The following is a 17353-nucleotide window of genomic DNA, read 5'->3' as shown; positions in this document are numbered from 1 at the left end:
GCCAATGGATCCGGTAATCCGGTGCGTGCGAAGCGGCCTGTGTGTGCCGTCCGCGCCCCGGCGAGGTCATCTATCTACCCATAGGGGTTTTTGTGTCTACACCTGAGGTAAGCAGCGAAGCCGGCGCGTCCGCGAAGAGCGTTACGGGCAGCAACCGCGTCAAACGCGGCATGGCGGAGATGCTCAAGGGCGGCGTCATCATGGACGTCGTCAACGTCGAGCAGGCCCTCATCGCCGAGGACGCCGGTGCCGTGGCAGTCATGGCGCTCGAACGCGTCCCCGCCGACATCCGCGCCCAGGGCGGCGTGTCCCGCATGTCCGATCCGGACATGATCGAGGCGATCATCGCCGCCGTGTCCATCCCGGTCATGGCCAAGGTCCGGATCGGGCACTTTGTCGAAGCGCAGGTCATCCAGACCCTCGGGGTGGACTACATTGACGAGTCCGAGGTCCTGACCCCGGCCGACTACGCCAACCACATCGACAAGTGGAACTTCACGATTCCCTTCGTCTGCGGGGCCACCAACCTCGGTGAGGCCCTGCGCCGCATCAACGAGGGCGCGGCAATGATCCGCTCCAAGGGTGAGGCCGGCACGGGCGATGTCTCCAACGCCACCACCCACATGCGCCAGATCCGCTCCGAGATCAAAAGGCTGGCGGGAATGGCAGAGGACGAACTCTACGTCGCCGCCAAGGAACTGCAGGCCCCGTACGAACTGGTCAAGGAAGTTGCCGCCACCGGCAAGCTCCCGGTGGTGCTGTTCACCGCCGGCGGCATCGCCACCCCGGCCGACGCCGCGATGATGATGCAGCTCGGCGCCGACGGCGTCTTCGTCGGCTCCGGTATCTTCAAGTCCGGTAACCCGGCCCAGCGGGCGGCCGCCGTCGTGAAGGCCACCACCTTCTTCGATGATCCGGAAGAGATCGCCAAGGCCTCCCGCGGCCTGGGGGAGGCCATGGTCGGCATCAACGTGGACGAAATCCCGCAGCCGCACCGCCTCGCCGAGCGCGGCTGGTAACGTTCGACTGCTTCTCCACAGATTCGGCGCCAAGGCGCCTCGTCCATGGAGCCTCTGCAGTCTCTCTTATTAAGCCGAGAGAGTCGGGCGTGATTGTCGCCTGAGTATTAATCCCGACGACGGCGGGTTACCTTTCTGAGGTGACCCGCCGTCGTCGTTCGCTTTTTAGTCAGTTAAGGCCGCGGCGTTTGAGGAGCGGTTCCAGCTCGGCGTTGCGGCCGCGGAACGCGCGGAAGGAATCCAGGGGGTCGCGGCTGTTGCCCCGGGAGAGCAGTTCGGCGCGGAAGAACTCGCCGTTGGCCCGGGTGAGTCCGCCGTTCTCCTTGAACCACTCCACCGTCTCGGCGTCGAGTACTTCGCTCCAGATGTAGGAGTAGTAGCCCGCGGCGTAACCGGAACCGGCAAAGATGTGCTGGAAGTAACCGGTGCGGTAGCGCGGCGGGATGAGGTGGTGGGCCACCCCGGCGGCGGCCAGCGCCTTCGCCTCGAATTCAAGGACATCCCCGGGGACCCCGGAGCCGTCCAGCACGTGCCAGGCAAGGTCCAGCAGGGCCGCGCCCAGGTACTCGGTGGTCCCGAACCCTTCGCCCCACAGCTGCGCGGCGTCAAGTTTGTCCACCACCGCCTGCGGCAATGCCTCGCCGGTGGCGTGGTGCCGGGCGTAGTTGGCCAGGACTTCCGGCCACATGATCCACATTTCGTTGACCTGCGAGGGGTATTCCACGAAGTCCCGCGGCACTGACGTTCCGGCGAACCGCGGGTACGTGACGGAGGAGAACAACCCGTGGAGGGCGTGGCCAAACTCGTGGAAGGTGGTGCGGAGCTCATCGAGGGTCAACAACGTGGGGTCGCCGGCGGGCGGTTTGGAGATGTTCAGGTTGTTGATCACCACCGGACGGGTATTAAGCAGGCCGGACTGTTCCACAAGGGAGTTCATCCAGGCCCCGCCGCGCTTGGACTCGCGGGTGTAGTAATCGCCCAGGAACAGCCCGAGTTCGGTGCCGTCCGCATTGCGGACCTCCCAGACGCGGACATCGGGGTGGTAGCCGGCGAGGTCGCTGCGTTCGGAAAAGGTGACGCCGTACAGCGCGTTGGCGGCGAAAAACACGCCGTCCTTGAGAACCCGGTCCAGCTCAAAGTACGGGCGCAGTGCCTGCTCGTCCACGGCGTAGCGTTCGCACTTGACCTTCGCGGAGTAGTAAGCCCAGTCCCAGGCTTCGAGCGGATGCCCGGCGATCCCGGCCAGGGCCTCCGCCTCGGCATCGGCGTTGCGGACCGCAGCCGGAGCGAGCCGGTTCATCATGGTCTGCACGGCCGCGAAGTCCGGGGCGGTCTGCTGGTCCACCACGAGTTCGGCGTAGTTGGTGAAGCCCAGCAGGGAGGCCTTCTCGGCGCGGAGCCGCACCGTCTCCAGGACCAGGTCCCGGACATCGAGGGCGCCGCCACCGCTGCCGCGGCCGATGGAGGCCTCGTAAAGCCGTCGGCGGACCTCCCGGTTGTCCAGGGCGGCAAGGGCGGGCTGGTTGCTGGGCTGGATCAGGGTCAGCAGATACTTGCCCTCGTGCCCGGCGACGCGGGCCGCTTCCGCGGCGCTGGCGACGTCGTCGGCAGGGAGTCCCGCCAGCTCGGCTGCGTCGTCCAGGAGCAGCGCGGCGGACTTCATGGCTTCCTTCACCCGCTGGCCGAAGTCCGTACCGAGGCGGGACAGCTCGGCGTTGACGGCCCTCAGCCGGTCCTGGCCTGCGGCGTCGAGCTGTATGCCGGATTGGCGGAACTCCTTGAGGTACTCGTTGACGAGGCGCGCCGATTCGGCATCGAGCTGGTCCACGTTGATGGCTGAGAACCGCTCGAACAGACCCCGGTTGAGGTACACGGCGTCCTGGTGGGCCGAGAAGCGCGGCGACAGCGTGGTCTCGAGGTCGCGGATCGCGTCGGTGGCATCGGCTGACACGAGAGTGAAGAACGACGCCGCGGCGCGTTGCAGAAGCTGCCCGGACCGCTCCATGGCCAAGGCCGTGTTCTCAAACGTCGCAGGTTCAGCGGTGTCCACGATGGCTTGGATTTCCGCGAGCTGACCCGCGAGGCCCGCTTCCACGGCTTCGGCATAGTGATCGTCGGTGATGTCCGCGAACGGCGGCAGGCCGAACGGCAGGGGACTGGGACTCATCAGGGGATTGGTCATGAAATAACTCTTTCATGTAATGGGAGGAGTCTCAACGGTTTACCAGGCGTGTTCGAGCCGTTGCCCCCGTAGGATGGGCGCCATGCGGACCATCACACCCCGGCGACGCGGCCGGCTGCTCACCGCAGCCGCAGCCCTGTCCCTCATGGCTTTTGTGGCCTCCTGCGGCATCGGTGTCCAGTCGGACGGCAGCGCGGCAAGCTCCCCGGCAGCCGGTGGAAGCAGCCCCGGTTCAACAGCGGCGGCGACCGCGGACCCGCCACCGGAAAGCGCGCCGGGAAGCGATCCGGCTGCGTCCCCGTCGGGCACGCCGTCCCCGGGTACGCCGTCGGCGGGTACGCCGACCCCGGGTAAGGGGCCAGCCTGCACGGCCGTCCGTTGCACCTCGGTGCTGGTCACCGGCGACATGCTGGTCAACGCCCAACTCTGGGAACAGGCCCGCGCCGACGCCCTGGCGAACGGCGCCAAGGGCCTGGATTTCGGGCCGATCCTTGAGGGCCAGCGCCCGTACATCGACAAGGCCGACCTCGCCCTCTGCCACCTGGAAACACCCGTGGCAGGCCCCACCGGACCCTTCTCTGCGTATCCCTCGTTCAGCGTTCCGCCGCAGATCATTCCGGCGGCCCAGCAGGTGGGGTACCAGGCCTGCACCACCGCGAGCAATCACACCGTGGACCGTGGCACCGCCGGTCTGGTCCGCACGCTGGATGCCCTCGACGCGGCCGGGCTGCAGCACACCGGCTCCTACCGGAGCGAGGCCGACTCGCAGGGCATCCTGATCCTGCGGACCGCAGCAGCCACGATCGCCGTGATCGATGCGACGTACGGCCTGAATGGTCAAGTCCCCGAGGCCGCCTGGCAGGTGGACATGCTCGACCCCGAGGTGATGATCGCCAAAGCGAAGAAAGCCCGCGACCTGGGCGCCGACATTGTGCTGGGCGCCCTGCACGCCGGTGAGGAGTATTCAAGTGTGCCCAACGCCGAACAGCGTACTGTCGCCCATGCCCTGGCGGACAGCGGCGAGTTTACCTTGATCTATGGCCACCACACCCACTCAGTTCTCCCCATCGAGCAGTACAAGGGAACGTGGATTGCGTATGGCCTGGGCAACGCCATCACCGAACTGTCACCGAACTACGTGGTGAACAACGAAGGGCTGCTGGTCCGGGTCCAGTTCAGCCAGGACGCCGCCGGCACCTGGGCCGCCTCCGATCTGGCGTGGGCGCCGTCGGTGATGGTCCGTGGACCTTACCGCTGGTGCTCTGCCGCCTCCGACGCCCCGCAAGGAGCCTGCAATGGTGCTGCGGCGGACGCGGCCACCCACCGGCGGACCCAGACCGTCGTCGAATCGATGGGTGCAGCGGCTGCCGGTGCCCACGAACTGCTCATCAGCAAGGAACCCTAGGACCCGGCGGAACGGAACAGGAGGCTTTCGTGGGCAGAACAGCGGAGGCGGGCAAGGGAACCCGGAACGGAACCTTCTCCAACGGGATGGACTATCTGAGCCTGGGCAGCGGGATGAAGACCCTCCTCTTCATCCAGGGCGGGCCGGGCAGCACCGTGCCGCAGGGGATCCTGCGCCGGGCCATCCGCCGGCAGTTTGAGCCTCTTTGTTCGGCCGGATACACGGTCTGGATTGTCACCCGGCGCCGGGGCATGCCACCGGAGCACACTGTCGCGGACATGGCGGACGATTACGCAGGGCTTATCGCCCGGGAGTTCGGCGGGCGCGTGGACATTGTCGTGGCGGAATCATTCGGCGGAATGATCGCCCAGTACCTGGCGGCGCGGCACCCCGACTCGTTCGGCCACCTGGCCATGGTGGTGGCCGCTGCGGAGTTGAGCGACTGGGGCAAGGACGTGGATTCGCGGATGGCGCAGGCCCTGGCCACGGGAGAAACGGGCCGTGCGGGAATTGTCCTCGCCGAATACCTGCTGCCGGGCCGGGGCATGCTGTGGCTCCGGCGCCTGATGGGACCGGTCATCAGCCGCCGGCTCCTCAGCGGACGGGACTATCCCTCCCAGGACGTCCTCACCGAGGTCCAGGGCGAAGTGTCCTTCGATTCCCGGGAGGTCCTGCCGTTGATCCGGCGGCCAGTGCTGCTGATCTGCGGCGGGTCGGACCAGTTCTTTCCCCGCGAAATTGCCCGGGAAACAGCCGGGCTCATTCCGGACTGCACCCTCATCTGGTACGAGGGCAAGGGCCACATCCGGGCAGCCTCAAGCAGCCGCATCACCCGGGACATCCTCGCGTTCATCGGTCCTGGCTGAACGGCGCCGTGGCCGGGGACAGCCAGGGCGTGGCGAAAATGTCGGTGTGGCCGATCGTGGCGTGGCCCGGCTCCCGGCGGACGGCCAGCCAGTCGGCGGCTTCCTCCGGTGTCAGCTCCTGTGTCTCCACAGCGGCTGCGGCGATGCCGGTGGCGAGTTCGTGCCGGAGATCCGGATCATCCGGTCCGAGCAGCCAGGGCGAGCCGGCGGTGTGCACGGCGTAGCCGCGCGCCTCGAGCAGCCCGGACAGCACAGCCGCGGCCCGCGGGCCGGTAGCAGAACCGAATCCTTTGTCCCACTGCTGGTGGCCGTTGAACGCGCGCAGCACACGCCCGTCCTGCTGGTGGGGTGGCTGCCATTCCTGCCGGCCGTCGTAGCTCAGGACGGTGTAGAGCGGCAGCCCGGCCGCGCCGAGGGCGGCCGTGAACAGCTCCAGCCACGGTTCCGAAACCAGGTCGAACAGTGCGGCGGCCGTGACCAGATCAGGCGCCGGGATCAACACTTGCGCCAGCTCGCGCGTGAGGTCAGCCTCGGCGAAGCTGACGTCGATGCGCTTGTTCTCCTTGCGCAGCCGGAGGAGGGCGCCCTCGGTCCGGCTCTCATCAGCCCACTCGACCAGGCGTTCCCGGGCCCAGGTCAACAGCTGTGCGTCGTAGTCCACCAGCCGCCAGGACTGGCGGTCCGGCAGGTACTGCGCGGTGCCCCGCAGGTTGGACCCGGAACCGCAGCCCAGATCCACCACGCTGACATGCGCGTGTGCCGCGAAGTGGGCAGCCATCTGCTGTGCCAAAGACGCATCCCGGGCCCGGTGGTCGGCCGGTTCGCGCAGGTCCAGCCACTCCGGGCTGAAGCCGCTCATGCCGCGCGCTCCGGGAGCGACCGGGCCACAGCCCGCACGACGTCAGCGACGCGGCCGGCAGTGTCAGACCAGGGCGGAAGGGTCTGCCCTGCCGCCCAGGAGCGCTCCCCAAGGCTGGCGAGGTGCTGCGGACGGGTCAAAAGCTGACGGACGGCGGTGCCGAGGGCTAGCGGGTCACCGGGCGGGACCTTGACGGCCGCTTCGTCCGGCACCGTCTCGGCAGCGGCCCCGCCGGTGGTGCAGATGATCGGCAGGCCGTGGGACATGGCCTCGGCCAATGCCATGCCGTAGCCCTCATAGAGGGAGGGCATGAGGAAGAGGTCGCTGGACTGGTAGGCGGCGTCGAGCTCAGCTGCCGTCAGGACGCCGGCAAAAGTGACCCGCCCGGCAAGGCCGTGGGCCTCGAGGAGGGCAGCCACGCGGGTGTGCTCGACCGGGTCCCGGTGCGTCTCACCGGCGATGGTGAGGTGCCAGTCCAGCTCCGTCAGCTGGGAAAGTGCCACGGCAAGGACGCCATAGGCCTTGCGCGGAGAGACTGATCCGACGCAGAGCAGTTCCGCCCCGCGCGTGCGGCCGGAACCTTCAGCGCGGCGCGCCGGCAGTGTCCCGGGACAGGCGACCGTGATCTTTCCGGCCGGGACGCCGTAGTCGCGGGTCAGTGTCCGGGCTGTCACCGCGCTGGTGGCAATCACGTGCGCTGCGCATGCCAGGGCGTGGCGCTCGGTTGTCTCAAGCAACCGGCGCTCGTCTTCCTGGAGCCCGGATTCCAGTGCCAGCGGGTGGTGGACCAGGGCCACGATCCGCTGGCCGGTCCCCTGTCCCAACGTCTCCAGCAGCGAATCCGGGAACGCGCCGAACGCCAGACCGTCCACCAGGACGGTGGCCCGGTGGTGGAGCGACCCGAGGAGGCCCCTGGTGTGTTCAACGTCAGCTGCCGTGGGAGTCGGCCACGAGCCCGGGAGCTGAAGGTGCTGCACCCGGATGCCGGCGCCAGGCAGGTGCGCCAGGAGGCTGCGATCGTAGGCGTAGCCGCCGGTGGGCGCTGAGATCTCGCCCGGGATGGCGAAAACCAGTTCGGGATCTGGATCGGCAACCATGGCGGACTCCAATTTCGAGCGACGGTTATGGGACAGACCGCGGGGCGCGGCGCGCGTGACCCATGCTACCCGGATACCTCGCACCGCGCCGTGGCCGTCAGCGCGGGCGGCGGGCGGCGTGTTCCCGGGCGAGGGCCGCGTAAGAGTCATCCGGGGCACCCGGGGAAAAGCTGCCGTACTTGCGTTCGACGGCAGTCCGGATGAGGAAGTCCGCCAGGGCAGGGTTTTTCGGAAGAAGGGAACCGTGCAGGTAGCTCGCCACAATGTTCCGGTAGCGGGCACCCTCCTGGCCGTCACTGCTGTTGTTGCCGGTGCCCTTGGCGCTGGACCCCAGGGGTGCGAGGCCCGCCCCGAGGGTGGTCTGCCCGCTGTGGTTCTCGTACCCCAGGACGGTGCCGAACTCGGGGGAGGACACCGCGACGTTGCCAATGAGCCGTTCGTCAGTGCCGTGGGTTTCCACGTCCAGGATACCGATCCCGGGAATGACGGAGCCCGTCCGGGTTTTAAAGAACTTTCCGAACAGCTGGTAAAGGCCGCAGATCACCAGCATCGGGGTGCCGTCCTCGGCCAGTTCCTTGAGCACGGGCCCACGCGAGAACAGGTCATCCTGGATGACGAGTTGGCCGCTGTCCTGTCCGCCGCCGCCAACGATCAGGTCGATGTCCGCCGGAAACTCATCGCCTACGTTGTATTCGAGCAGTTCCGGGGTGTAGCCGTGCCAGCGCAGCCGCTGTGCCAGCACCAGGGCGTTGCCCCAGTCGCCGTAGATGTTCATGTCGCGCGGGTACAGCTGCAGGACCCGGATCGCGCCCTTGCCGGCTCCCGGGGCTTCCCCGGGCGGGAGCTCGTGACCGAAGGACAAATGCGGTTCGCCGGCGGGGGACTGGGGGGTCAAGAGACCACCTCCACTGTGGTGATTTTGGACAGCTCACGGCGGATTGCCAGCATCGCTGTGTAGGTGCAGAAAACCCGCTTGGGCTTGTCGTTGGCGCCGCTGATGAAGGCGGCCAGCGCCGGTGCGATCTCGGTGTTCACGGCGCGGATCGGGACGTCGTCGTACTGCAGACGGAGGGCCATGTCGTAGGCGCGGGAGCCGCTCAGCTGCTCCACGCCGCCTGCGCGGAGGGTGTCGAACTCCACGTCCCAGAGCCAGGACATGTCCCGGCCGTCGGCGTAGTTGTCATTAATGGCGATCATGGTGGCGTAGCCCTCGGCCGGAAAGGACTTCAGCCCGAGGCGGAAGCCGCTGGGGTTCTTAACCAGCACCAGATCCAGGGGCAAGCCGCCGACCACCAGGCTTTCGCCGCGGCCGAAGGCCGGCGCCACCTGGGACAGTGCCTTCAGCAGCCCCGCATTGTCCGCGGCAGCCGTCGTCCCCTGGACCGTGTCCTTCACTGCAATGGCCCGCGCCAACGTGAGCGCTGCCGCCGCATTGAAGATGTTGTAGACGCCGCGGAGCTTCATCGCCGTGGTAGCAGTGACGCCGTCGTACTCGAAGTCCGCATCCGCCACACCCACCCGGCGGAGCACGACGTCGGCGTGCGGCTTGGCGGGAGCCGGCGGCACCGGGCTGCCGGGAGCCGCCCGCATCTCGTCGTCGTTCGGGAACGTGCTCAGCAGCGAATCGTCCAGACCGAAGTAGAGGACGCCGGGACCGGTGAGGGTGTTTGTCTTGAGCGATTCCGCGATTCGGGCGACGCGCGGGTCCTCCCGGTTCAACACCACAGTGCCGGTGGTTTTGGCGGCGATGTGCTGGAGCAGTTGCGCGGTCTTGTCAATCTCGCCAAAGCGGTCCAGCTGGTCGCGCAGGACATTGAGCAGCAGGCTGTAGCGTGGCGGCACCTGGTTGACGAAGTGCACCGCGTGGGCCTCGTCCAGTTCCAGGACCGCGACGTCGGCGTCGAGCCTGCCCCGCCAGTCCACCTCGCCGATCAGCGCAGCGGCCACACCGCGGGTGAAATTGCTGCCGGTGCGGTTGGTGAAGACCTTCAGGCCCTGGCTCTCCAGCAGTTCCACCACCATCTTGGTGGTGGTCGTCTTGCCGTTCGTGCCGCTCACGACGGCCACACCGTGCGGCAAGGTGGAAAGCGTCCTGCGCATGAACCCGGGATCGATCTTTTCGACGACGAGCCCGGGGAGGGCTGAGCCTCCGCCCCTGAGCCGGGAGACCCGGCGGACGAGCTTGCCGAGCGGAACGCTGAAGTAAAACATGCTTTGTAATATATCCCAGCGACGGCATGGAAGCGGCGCAGGGCCGCGGCGCGGGGGGCTTTCCGGCCACTATGCTGTTCGGATGACCAACCCCACTTCTGTGCCCCCTTCCCGCGCGGGAACAGGCCTGCGGATTGGCGTTCTGGCACTTCAGGGCGATTTCCGCGAACACCTGCACGCGGTGGAAGACGCCGGCGCCACGGGCATTGGTGTCCGCCGGCCCGCCGAGCTCGAGGGCCTCGACGGCCTTGTGATCCCCGGCGGCGAATCCACCACCATCGACAAACTGTCCCGGGCCTTCGGGCTCCGCGAACCGCTGCGCAAGCGTATCCAGGACGGGCTGCCGGTCTACGGCTCCTGCGCCGGGATGATTCTCCTTGCCGAGGAAATCGCCGACCCCGCGAGAGACCTCGCCGGCAACCCGCAACAAACGTTTGGCGGTCTGGACATCACCGTGCGCCGGAACGCCTTCGGCCGGCAGCGCGAGTCCTTCGAAACCGACCTCGACTTCCGCGGCCTCGACTTCAGCGCCACCGCGAACGGGGTGGCCCCGGTGCACGCCGTCTTCATCCGCGGACCCTGGGTGGAACGCGTCGGCACCGGGGTGGAGGTGCTCGCCAAAGTGGAGCCCGCCAAGGCCTCCCACCCCGAGGCGCTGGCGGGGACGGCTAGAATTGTTGCAGTGCGTTCCGGCAAGCTGCTGGCCACCTCCTTCCACCCGGAAGTGACAGGGGAGAAGCGCGTGCACGAATTGTTTATTCGAATGATCAGAGGAGAAGCGTAAAGCATGTCAGGCCACTCCAAATGGGCGACGACCAAGCATAAGAAGGCCATCCTCGACAGCCGCAGGGCCAAGTCGTTCGCCAAGCTGATCAAGAACATCGAAGTCGCTGCACGCATGGGCGGGCCGGACCTCGCCGGCAACCCCGGCCTGGAACTCGCCGTCACCAAAGCCAAGAAGACCTCCGTCCCCGCGGACAACATCGACCGTGCCATTAAGCGCGGTGCCGGCCTCACCGGCGAAGTGGTGGACTACACCGAGATCATGTACGAAAGCCGCGGCCCGCAGGGCTCCGCGCTGCTGATCGAGTGCCTTACGGACAATAAGAACCGTGCCGCCTCCGAGGTCCGGCTCGCCATCTCCCGCAACGGCGGGACCATCGCCGACCCCGGGTCGGTCAGCTACCTCTTCTCCCGCAAGGGCGTTGTCTCGCTGCAGAAAAACGGCCTGGGCGAGGACGACATCCTCATGGCCGTCCTCGATGCCGGGGCCGAGGAAGTCAAGGACAACGGCGAGACCTTTGAGATCCACTCCGAACCGACGGACCTGCAGGCCATCCGGGATGCGCTCAAGGAAGCCGGAATTGAGTACGACACCGACGAGGCCGAATTCGTGCCCTCCATGCAGGTGCCGCTGGACCTCGAGGCGGCCAAGAAATTCCTGAAGCTCGTCGATGCCCTTGAAGAGCTCGATGACGTCCAGAACGTGTACAGCAACGCCGATCTCAGCGACGAAGTGCAGGCCGCACTGGAAGCCGAGTGACCCTTCGCGTCCTCGGCGTCGACCCGGGCCTCACCCGCTGCGGGATCGGCGTCGTGGACGTCGAGAAGAACCGCCGCGCCACCATGGTGGCGTTCGGCGTCGTCGGAACCTCTCCGCAGGAGAGCCTGGACCAGCGCCTGCTCGTGATCGCCACCTCCATTGACGAGTGGCTGGACCAATACGAACCGCACGTCCTCGCCGTCGAGCGGGTGTTCTCCCAACTCAATGTCAGCACCGTCATGGGCGTGGCGCAGGCATCCGGCGTCGTGATCGCCGCCGCCGCGCGGCGCGGCATCCCGGTAGCGCTGCACACCCCGTCCGAGGTCAAAGCGGCCGTGACCGGCAGCGGAACCTCGAACAAGGACGCAGTCACCAAGCTGGTTACCAAGATTCTTCGCCTCGATGCCCCGCCCCGCCCCGCCGACGCCGCCGACGCCCTGGCGCTGGCGATTACCCATGCGTGGCGGGCCGGGAGCGGCGCGTCGGTGGCTACCACCGGGCCGGGCAGTCTGTCGCTCACCCCGGCCCAGCGGGCCTGGGCGGACGCTGAGGCGAAGGCGCGCCGCGCGCGCTGAATGTCCGGCCGTGCCGCCGCGGAACTTGCTAGGCTATTCGTAGATATGTTCGGATAGCCGGGTGTTCCCGGTTTCCCTTTTCAGCTGAATTTTCAGGAGCCCGGCTTTGATCAGTTTTCTCCGCGGAACCGTAGCGCACGTCGGCCTGGCTTCCGCCGTGATCGACCTCAACGGCGCCGGTATGAGCGTGAACGCCACCCCGCAGACCCTCAGCAGGCTGCGCGCCGGTGAGGAGGGAAAGCTCTTCACCTCCCTGATCGTGCGCGAGGACTCCCTCACCTTGTTCGGATTCGGCTCCGACGACGAACGCGAGGTCTTTGACATCCTTCTCAGCGTCAGCGGCGTCGGACCCCGGCTGGCCCTCGCCGTCCTGGCCGTGCACGAGCCCGAAGCAATCCGCGTCGCCGCGCACTCCGGGGACGGCAAAGCCTTCACCAAGGTGCCCGGCATCGGGCCCAAGGTGGCCGGGCGGATCGTCCTTGAACTGGCGGGAAAGCTGGTGCCGCACGGCACGGCCGCCAGTTCCACAGCGCCGCCGGCGTCGTCCGAGTCGGTCTGGAAGCCGCAGGTCGTCGCGGCCATGACGAGCCTGGGCTGGTCCGAGAAGGACGCGACGTCCAGCATCGAGAAGTCCCTCGCCGATTACCCGGAGCTGGCCGAGAAGGGCAATGTTGCCGAGATCCTGCGCGCCACCTTGCGCTGGCTGGGCCAGGACGGCGCCCGCGCCGGGAACAGGGCCGGCGCCCGTGGCTGAGCCGTCGGTCGTCGCCGGGGGAGAGGAACCGGAGGAGCGCGTCATCGAAGCCGCCCTTCGGCCCAAGAACCTGCACGACTTCGTGGGCCAGCACCGGGTCCGTAAACAGCTCTCGCTGGTTTTGGAGGCCTCCCGCATGCGGGGCCGCAGCGCCGACCACGTCCTGCTCTCCGGCCCGCCGGGACTGGGCAAGACCACGCTGTCGATGATCATTGCTGCTGAAATGAACGCCCCGCTGCGGATCAGCAGCGGCCCCGCCATCCAGCACGCCGGCGACCTTGCCGCCATTTTGTCCTCGTTGTCCGAAGGGGAAGTCCTTTTCCTTGACGAGATCCACCGGATGTCCCGGCCGGCCGAGGAAATGCTCTACATGGCGATGGAGGACTTCCGGGTCGACATCGTGGTCGGCAAGGGCGCCGGGGCCACCGCCATTCCCTTGGAACTTCCGCCGTTTACTTTGGTGGGCGCCACCACCCGCGCCGGCCTGCTTCCCGGTCCGCTCCGGGACCGCTTCGGCTTCACCGGGCACCTCGAGTTCTACTCAGTGGCCGAGCTCGAACTCGTGCTCCGGCGCTCCGCGGGCCTCCTGGACCTGAAGGTCAATTCCGCCGGGTTCAGTGAAATTGCGGGACGGTCCCGCGGGACGCCCCGTATCGCCAACCGCCTCCTGCGCCGGGTCCGCGACTGGGCCCTGGTGCACGGGATTGAGCAAATCGATGCCCGGGCCGCGTCCGCGGCGCTGGACATGTACGAAGTGGACAAACGTGGCCTGGACCGGCTGGACCGCGCCGTCCTCGAAGCCCTCATCACTAAATTCGGCGGCGGACCCGTGGGCCTGTCCACGCTGGCCATCGCCGTCGGCGAGGAAACAGAGACGGTGGAAACCGTCGCCGAGCCGTACCTCGTCCGCGAGGGCCTGCTGGGACGCACCCCGCGGGGGCGGATCGCCCTCGCCCCGGCCTGGACACACCTCGGGTTCGCCGTGCCGCCAGGCATCTTCGCGCAGGACCCGTTGGAACTGTTCACCGCCGGCGACGACACGGAGCCGGCGGCCGTGGCCGGCGGCGACGCTGATCCGGAATGGATCCGTAACAGTCAATAGACCGCGCCGTACCCTTTTCCCTTTAGACTGGTATGACGCTCGGCACGTTCGGGTCTTTGTTCTAAGCGCGGCCGGTACCCGGCCGCCGTCGGCTCGGCACGATTGCCCGCCAGCCATCCCGGAGCGAAGCGGACGTTGCTGTAAAACCAGCTACGCAAGTACAGAACGGAACTATTCCTGTGTTCGGACTTATCTCTGCCCAGACCCAGCCGCAGGCCGGCGGCGGCATCGACATCATGACTATTCTGTTGTTCGCCATGCTCGGCGTCTTCGTCTTCATGATGTTCCGCCGCAACAAGAAGACCCAGCAGCAGCAGGCCAAGCTGCAGTCGACGTTTGCCCCCGGCGTCGAGGTCATGACCAGCTTCGGCCTGTACGGTCGGATCGTTGAGATTGACGAGGACGAGAACAAGGTCCTGCTCGAACTCTCCCCGGGCAACACCGCCACTGTGCACCGCCAGGCCGTCACGAAGATCGTTGAGCCGGTTGCCGCCGCCGAGGAGCCCACTGTCGTTCCGGACGACGCGTCCTCGCTGACCATCGACAAAGCGCAGAGCACCGCGCCCGTCAATGATGCCCCGCGGGTGGAGACATCGGAAGAAACCCTGCGCCGCCTCAACGACGAAGGCAAGAAAGACAGCTAGTCTGCCTGTTTGAGCTGTCCCGCGAAGTAACGGCTGCGGGGCCACCGCCGGTGCGGCCTCTCAGGGCCGCACGGCGGTTTTCCCGTAAACAATAGAAAGATCGACAATGGCACGAACTGGCCCCAAAAACTCAGCCCTCAGGGTGCTGGTCTGGCTCGGCGTTATCCTCGCCGTCCTGACCGCGGTCCTGGCCGGCGGCACGATGGCCGGCCAGGCGAGCTGGGCTCCCAAGCTCGCCCTGGACCTTGAAGGCGGCACCCAGATGATCCTGGCGCCCAAGGTTGAAGGCGGTTCGGACATCAACGAAGAACAGCTCAACCAGGCCGTGGCGATTATCCGTCAGCGCGTGGACGGATCAGGTGTCGCGGAAGCGGAAATCAGCACCCAGTCCGGACGCAACGTCGTCGTCAGCCTGCCGGGAACACCCTCCAAGGAGACCCGTGCGCTGATCCAGGCGTCCGCCGACATGAACTTCCGGCCCGTCCTCCAGGCCGGCCCGGGCGCAGTTGTCCCCACCGAGTCGCTGACTCCGGAGGACCAGCTGCCCAAGCCCACGGCGGAACCCACCAACGGCAGCGACGTCAACTGGGTTACCCCCGAGATTTACAAGAAGTTCGAGACGCTCGACTGCGACAACCCTTCGCAGGACAAGCAGGAACGCTCCGACCCGGCCAAGCCGCTGGTCACCTGCGAACCTGCAGCCGACGGCAGGCCCGCGGTGAAGTACATCCTCGGCCCGGTCGAGGTCAAGGGATCAGACATCGCGGGTTCGTCCTTCCAGCTCCAGCGCGGCGCCCAGGGTGCCGTGACCAACGAGTGGGCTGTGAACATCCAGTTCAACGAAGAGGGCACGGCCAAGTTCAAGACGGTCACCGAACGGCTGAACGAGTTCTATGTCGCCGCCGGCGGCGCCAGCGGCTCTGATCCCAAATCGCAGTTCGCCATTGTCCTGGACGACCAGGTCATTTCGGCCCCGCGGTCCCAGGCTGTCATCACCGACGGCCGCCCGCAGATCACCGGCGGATTCACGGAGCAGAGCGCCAAGGCCCTTTCGGACCAGCTCCGCTTCGGCGCCCTGCCTATCAGCTTCGAAATCCAGAGCGAACAGCAGATCTCGGCAACCCTCGGCGGGGAACAACTCCGGATGGGCATGCTGGCGGGTCTGATCGGTCTGTTGCTGGTGGTCGTGTATTCCCTGTTCCAGTACCGCGCCCTGGGCTTCGTCACTGTCGCTTCGCTCGTCGTCGCCGGGGCCCTGACCTACCTTGCTATTGCCATCCTCGGCTGGACCGAGAATTACCGGCTGTCCCTCGCCGGCGTCGCGGGCATCATCGTGGCCATCGGCCAGACGGCGGACTCCTTCATCGTCTACTTCGAACGTATCCGTGACGAACTCCGTGAGGGCCGCGGCCTGGTGTCGGCCGTCGAGAACGGCTGGAAGCGCGCCAAGCGTACCGTCCTGGCCTCCAAGGCCGTCAACCTGCTGGCCGCCCTGGTGCTGTACTTCGTGGCCGTGGGCAACGTCCGCGGTTTCGCGTTCACCCTCGGCCTGACCGCAATCGCCGACCTCATCGTCGTCTTCATGTTCACCCACCCCACCCTGCAGCTGCTGGCCCGCACCAAGTTCTTCGGTGAAGGCCACAAATTCTCGGGCCTGGACCCCAAGCGCCTGGGTGCGGTGCCCCTCTACCGGGGCGCCGGACGGATCCGCACGCCGGAGGACAAACCGGCCACGGCCCCCCGGGGCAAGAACACCGGCGCCACGGCCGAGGCCCAACGCCGGATGACCATTGCAGAACGACGCCTCGCGGAACGCCAGGGCCAGGATCAACAAGGACAACTTGCCGGCTCCTCCAAGAGCACATCCAAGGAGGGCAACTAAATGGCCGTCAGTTTCGCCAATTTCGGCAATGAGCTCTACACAGGCAAGCGCTCCTACGACTTCGTCGACTCCAAGAAGATATGGTTCCTGATCGCAGGCGTCCTGGTGGCGCTCTCGATCCTGCTTCCGGTGGTCAAGGGCGGCTTCAACCTCGGCATCGAGTTCCGGGGCGGTTCGGAATTCACCGTTTCCAACGTCAAAACCACCGACGCGACCGTCGGTGAGAAAGCGGTCACGGACGTCGTTCCCGGCAGCATCCCGCGGGTGGCGAACGTCGCCGGCAGCACCATGCGCATCCAGACGGACAAGCTGACCGAAGATGAGACACTCCAGATCAAAGCGGGCCTGACCCAGGCGTACGGCGTGACCGACAACGAGGTAACGTCCAACTTCGTCGGCCCTACCTGGGGTGCTGACGTCACCAAGCAGGCGCTGCTCGGCCTGGCGATCTTCGTTGCCCTCGCCGCGGTGCTCATGGCGCTCTACTTCCGGACCTGGAAGATGTCACTCTCCGCCCTGGTGGGCATGCTTGTGACAATGTTCATCACAGCCGGCGTCTACGCCCTCAGTGATTTCGAGGTCACGCCTTCGGCCATCATCGGCTTCCTCACCGTCTTGAGCTACTCCCTGTATGACACCGTGGTGGTCTTCGACAAGATCCGGGAGAACACCGCGGATCTGCAGGCATCGACCCGCCGGACCTTCGGCGAGGAGGTCAACCTGGCCGTCAACCAGACTCTGGTCCGCTCCATCAACACCATGATGGTTGCGATTCTTCCGGTCGGGGCCATCCTCTTCATCGGCGCGGGCCTGCTGGGTGCCGGCACCCTCCGGGACCTGTCGTTGGCCTTGTTTGTGGGCATCTTGATCGGCACGGCCGCGACGATTTTCATCGCGGCGCCGCTTTACGCCTGGCTGCGCCAGGGCGAACCGGAGCTGGTCAAGCAGGCCGCGCGCGTGCACCAGCGCCGCGCCCATGCTGCTGCGAAATCCGACTCCGCAGCATCGCCCGCCACGGCCTAGCCGCTGCGGCCCCCTGCGGGGTCGGCCGCCGGACCGGTTCACCCGGGTTCGGCGACGGGCCGGAGATCGTCCTTCGTGACGCTCTCCGGCCCGTCGCCGTATCGGCGCCGGTTATCGATGTATCCTGCCGCGGAATAGACTGGAAGAATTAACGGGTTTGGAGAGGTGTTCCATTGGAAGAACGTTCGACG

16 protein-coding genes are annotated in these 17353 nt (G+C 66.9%); 11 read left to right on the top strand and 5 right to left on the bottom strand.

Annotated elements, in window-relative coordinates; genetic code table 11:
- Window positions 1–92: 92 nt before the first annotated feature.
- Window positions 93–1019 (top strand): pyridoxal 5'-phosphate synthase lyase subunit PdxS, encoded by a 927-nt coding sequence (gene pdxS / locus VUN84_10235; GenBank protein XAS62718.1) that lies wholly within the window; start codon window positions 93–95, stop codon window positions 1017–1019.
- 169 nt (window positions 1020–1188) lie between these two features.
- On the opposite strand, the gene VUN84_10230 is transcribed toward pdxS, so the two are convergent.
- A complete protein-coding gene (locus VUN84_10230) occupies window positions 1189–3201 on the bottom strand; it encodes a M3 family metallopeptidase (protein ID XAS62717.1) in 2013 nt (670 codons plus the stop codon).
- Window positions 3202–3283: 82 nt separating this feature from the next.
- Here VUN84_10230 and VUN84_10225 point away from each other — a divergent pair, with 82 nt between their 5' ends.
- Window positions 3284–4606 carry a CapA family protein gene (locus tag VUN84_10225; protein XAS62716.1) on the top strand — a complete coding sequence of 441 codons (1323 nt, stop codon included), beginning with the start codon at window positions 3284–3286 and terminating at the stop codon, window positions 4604–4606.
- 29 nt (window positions 4607–4635) lie between these two features.
- Window positions 4636–5472, top strand: a complete 837-nt coding sequence (locus tag VUN84_10220; protein XAS62715.1) for an alpha/beta hydrolase — start codon at window positions 4636–4638, stop codon at window positions 5470–5472.
- Here VUN84_10220 and VUN84_10215 read toward each other — a convergent pair.
- The 4 genes from VUN84_10215 to VUN84_10200 all read right to left on the bottom strand — a co-directional run bounded on the left by VUN84_10215 (window position 5456) and on the right by VUN84_10200 (window position 9639).
- Complete coding sequence (locus VUN84_10215) at window positions 5456–6331, bottom strand: class I SAM-dependent methyltransferase (protein ID XAS62714.1); 876 nt, start codon at window positions 6329–6331, stop codon at window positions 5456–5458. The genes VUN84_10220 and VUN84_10215 overlap by 17 nt on opposite strands.
- A complete protein-coding gene (locus VUN84_10210; protein XAS62713.1) occupies window positions 6328–7428 on the bottom strand; it encodes a glycosyltransferase family 4 protein in 1101 nt (366 codons plus the stop codon). Before VUN84_10210 ends, VUN84_10215 begins: the two co-directional genes overlap by 4 nt.
- 97 nt (window positions 7429–7525) lie before the next feature.
- Window positions 7526–8290, bottom strand: a complete 765-nt coding sequence (locus tag VUN84_10205) for a glutamine amidotransferase (protein ID XAS65819.1) — start codon at window positions 8288–8290, stop codon at window positions 7526–7528.
- A gap of 29 nt (window positions 8291–8319) precedes the next feature.
- On the bottom strand, window positions 8320–9639 hold the full coding sequence (locus VUN84_10200; protein ID XAS62712.1) for a MurT ligase domain-containing protein: 1320 nt from the start codon (window positions 9637–9639) through the stop codon (window positions 8320–8322).
- An 82-nt stretch (window positions 9640–9721) separates the two neighbouring features.
- Here VUN84_10200 and pdxT point away from each other — a divergent pair, with 82 nt between their 5' ends.
- From pdxT to secF, 8 genes are all read left to right on the top strand, one after another.
- Window positions 9722–10423, top strand: a complete 702-nt coding sequence (gene pdxT, locus VUN84_10195) for a pyridoxal 5'-phosphate synthase glutaminase subunit PdxT (GenBank protein XAS62711.1) — start codon at window positions 9722–9724, stop codon at window positions 10421–10423.
- Between the two features lie 3 nt (window positions 10424–10426).
- Entirely contained in the window at window positions 10427–11182 is a 756-nt protein-coding gene (locus VUN84_10190; GenBank protein XAS62710.1) for a YebC/PmpR family DNA-binding transcriptional regulator, read from the top strand.
- A complete protein-coding gene (gene ruvC / locus VUN84_10185; protein ID XAS62709.1) occupies window positions 11179–11757 on the top strand; it encodes a crossover junction endodeoxyribonuclease RuvC in 579 nt (192 codons plus the stop codon). Before VUN84_10190 ends, ruvC begins: the two co-directional genes overlap by 4 nt.
- Window positions 11758–11863: 106 nt before the next feature.
- Complete coding sequence (gene ruvA, locus VUN84_10180; GenBank protein XAS62708.1) at window positions 11864–12511, top strand: Holliday junction branch migration protein RuvA; 648 nt, start codon at window positions 11864–11866, stop codon at window positions 12509–12511.
- A complete protein-coding gene (ruvB, locus tag VUN84_10175) occupies window positions 12504–13613 on the top strand; it encodes a Holliday junction branch migration DNA helicase RuvB (GenBank protein ID XAS62707.1) in 1110 nt (369 codons plus the stop codon). Before ruvA ends, ruvB begins: the two co-directional genes overlap by 8 nt.
- A 236-nt stretch (window positions 13614–13849) precedes the next feature.
- The gene (gene yajC / locus VUN84_10170) at window positions 13850–14257 is read left to right on the top strand and encodes a preprotein translocase subunit YajC (GenBank protein ID XAS65818.1); all 408 of its coding nucleotides are present in this window, start codon (window positions 13850–13852) and stop codon (window positions 14255–14257) included.
- A 106-nt stretch (window positions 14258–14363) separates the two neighbouring features.
- Window positions 14364–16139: a protein translocase subunit SecD gene (secD, locus tag VUN84_10165; GenBank protein ID XAS62706.1), complete on the top strand. Its 1776-nt coding sequence runs from the start codon at window positions 14364–14366 to the stop codon at window positions 16137–16139.
- Complete coding sequence (gene secF, locus VUN84_10160) at window positions 16140–17162, top strand: protein translocase subunit SecF (protein XAS62705.1); 1023 nt, start codon at window positions 16140–16142, stop codon at window positions 17160–17162.
- Window positions 17163–17353: the final 191 nt, after the last annotated feature.

The organism is Micrococcaceae bacterium Sec5.8, assembly GCA_039636775.1.
In the GTDB taxonomy this organism is placed as follows: Bacteria; Actinomycetota; Actinomycetes; order Actinomycetales; family Micrococcaceae; genus Arthrobacter.
Note: the sequence above shows the minus strand (reverse complement) of the source record. Positions and strands in the feature narration are given on the sequence as shown.

Excerpts from the sequence above, each read along its gene's own strand:
- VUN84_10225 (XAS62716.1), top strand. The coding sequence starts at position 3,284 with ATGCGGACCATCACACCCCGGCGACGCGGCCGGCTGCTCACCGCAGCC.
- VUN84_10215 (XAS62714.1), bottom strand. The coding sequence starts at position 6,331 with ATGAGCGGCTTCAGCCCGGAGTGGCTGGACCTGCGCGAACCGGCCGAC.
- VUN84_10210 (XAS62713.1), bottom strand. The coding sequence starts at position 7,428 with ATGGTTGCCGATCCAGATCCCGAACTGGTTTTCGCCATCCCGGGCGAG.
- secF (XAS62705.1), top strand. The coding sequence starts at position 16,140 with ATGGCCGTCAGTTTCGCCAATTTCGGCAATGAGCTCTACACAGGCAAG.
- secD (XAS62706.1), top strand. The coding sequence starts at position 14,364 with ATGGCACGAACTGGCCCCAAAAACTCAGCCCTCAGGGTGCTGGTCTGG.
- VUN84_10230 (XAS62717.1), bottom strand. The coding sequence starts at position 3,201 with ATGACCAATCCCCTGATGAGTCCCAGTCCCCTGCCGTTCGGCCTGCCG.
- VUN84_10200 (XAS62712.1), bottom strand. The coding sequence starts at position 9,639 with ATGTTTTACTTCAGCGTTCCGCTCGGCAAGCTCGTCCGCCGGGTCTCC.
- pdxT (XAS62711.1), top strand. The coding sequence starts at position 9,722 with ATGACCAACCCCACTTCTGTGCCCCCTTCCCGCGCGGGAACAGGCCTG.
- VUN84_10190 (XAS62710.1), top strand. The coding sequence starts at position 10,427 with ATGTCAGGCCACTCCAAATGGGCGACGACCAAGCATAAGAAGGCCATC.
- yajC (XAS65818.1), top strand. The coding sequence starts at position 13,850 with ATGACTATTCTGTTGTTCGCCATGCTCGGCGTCTTCGTCTTCATGATG.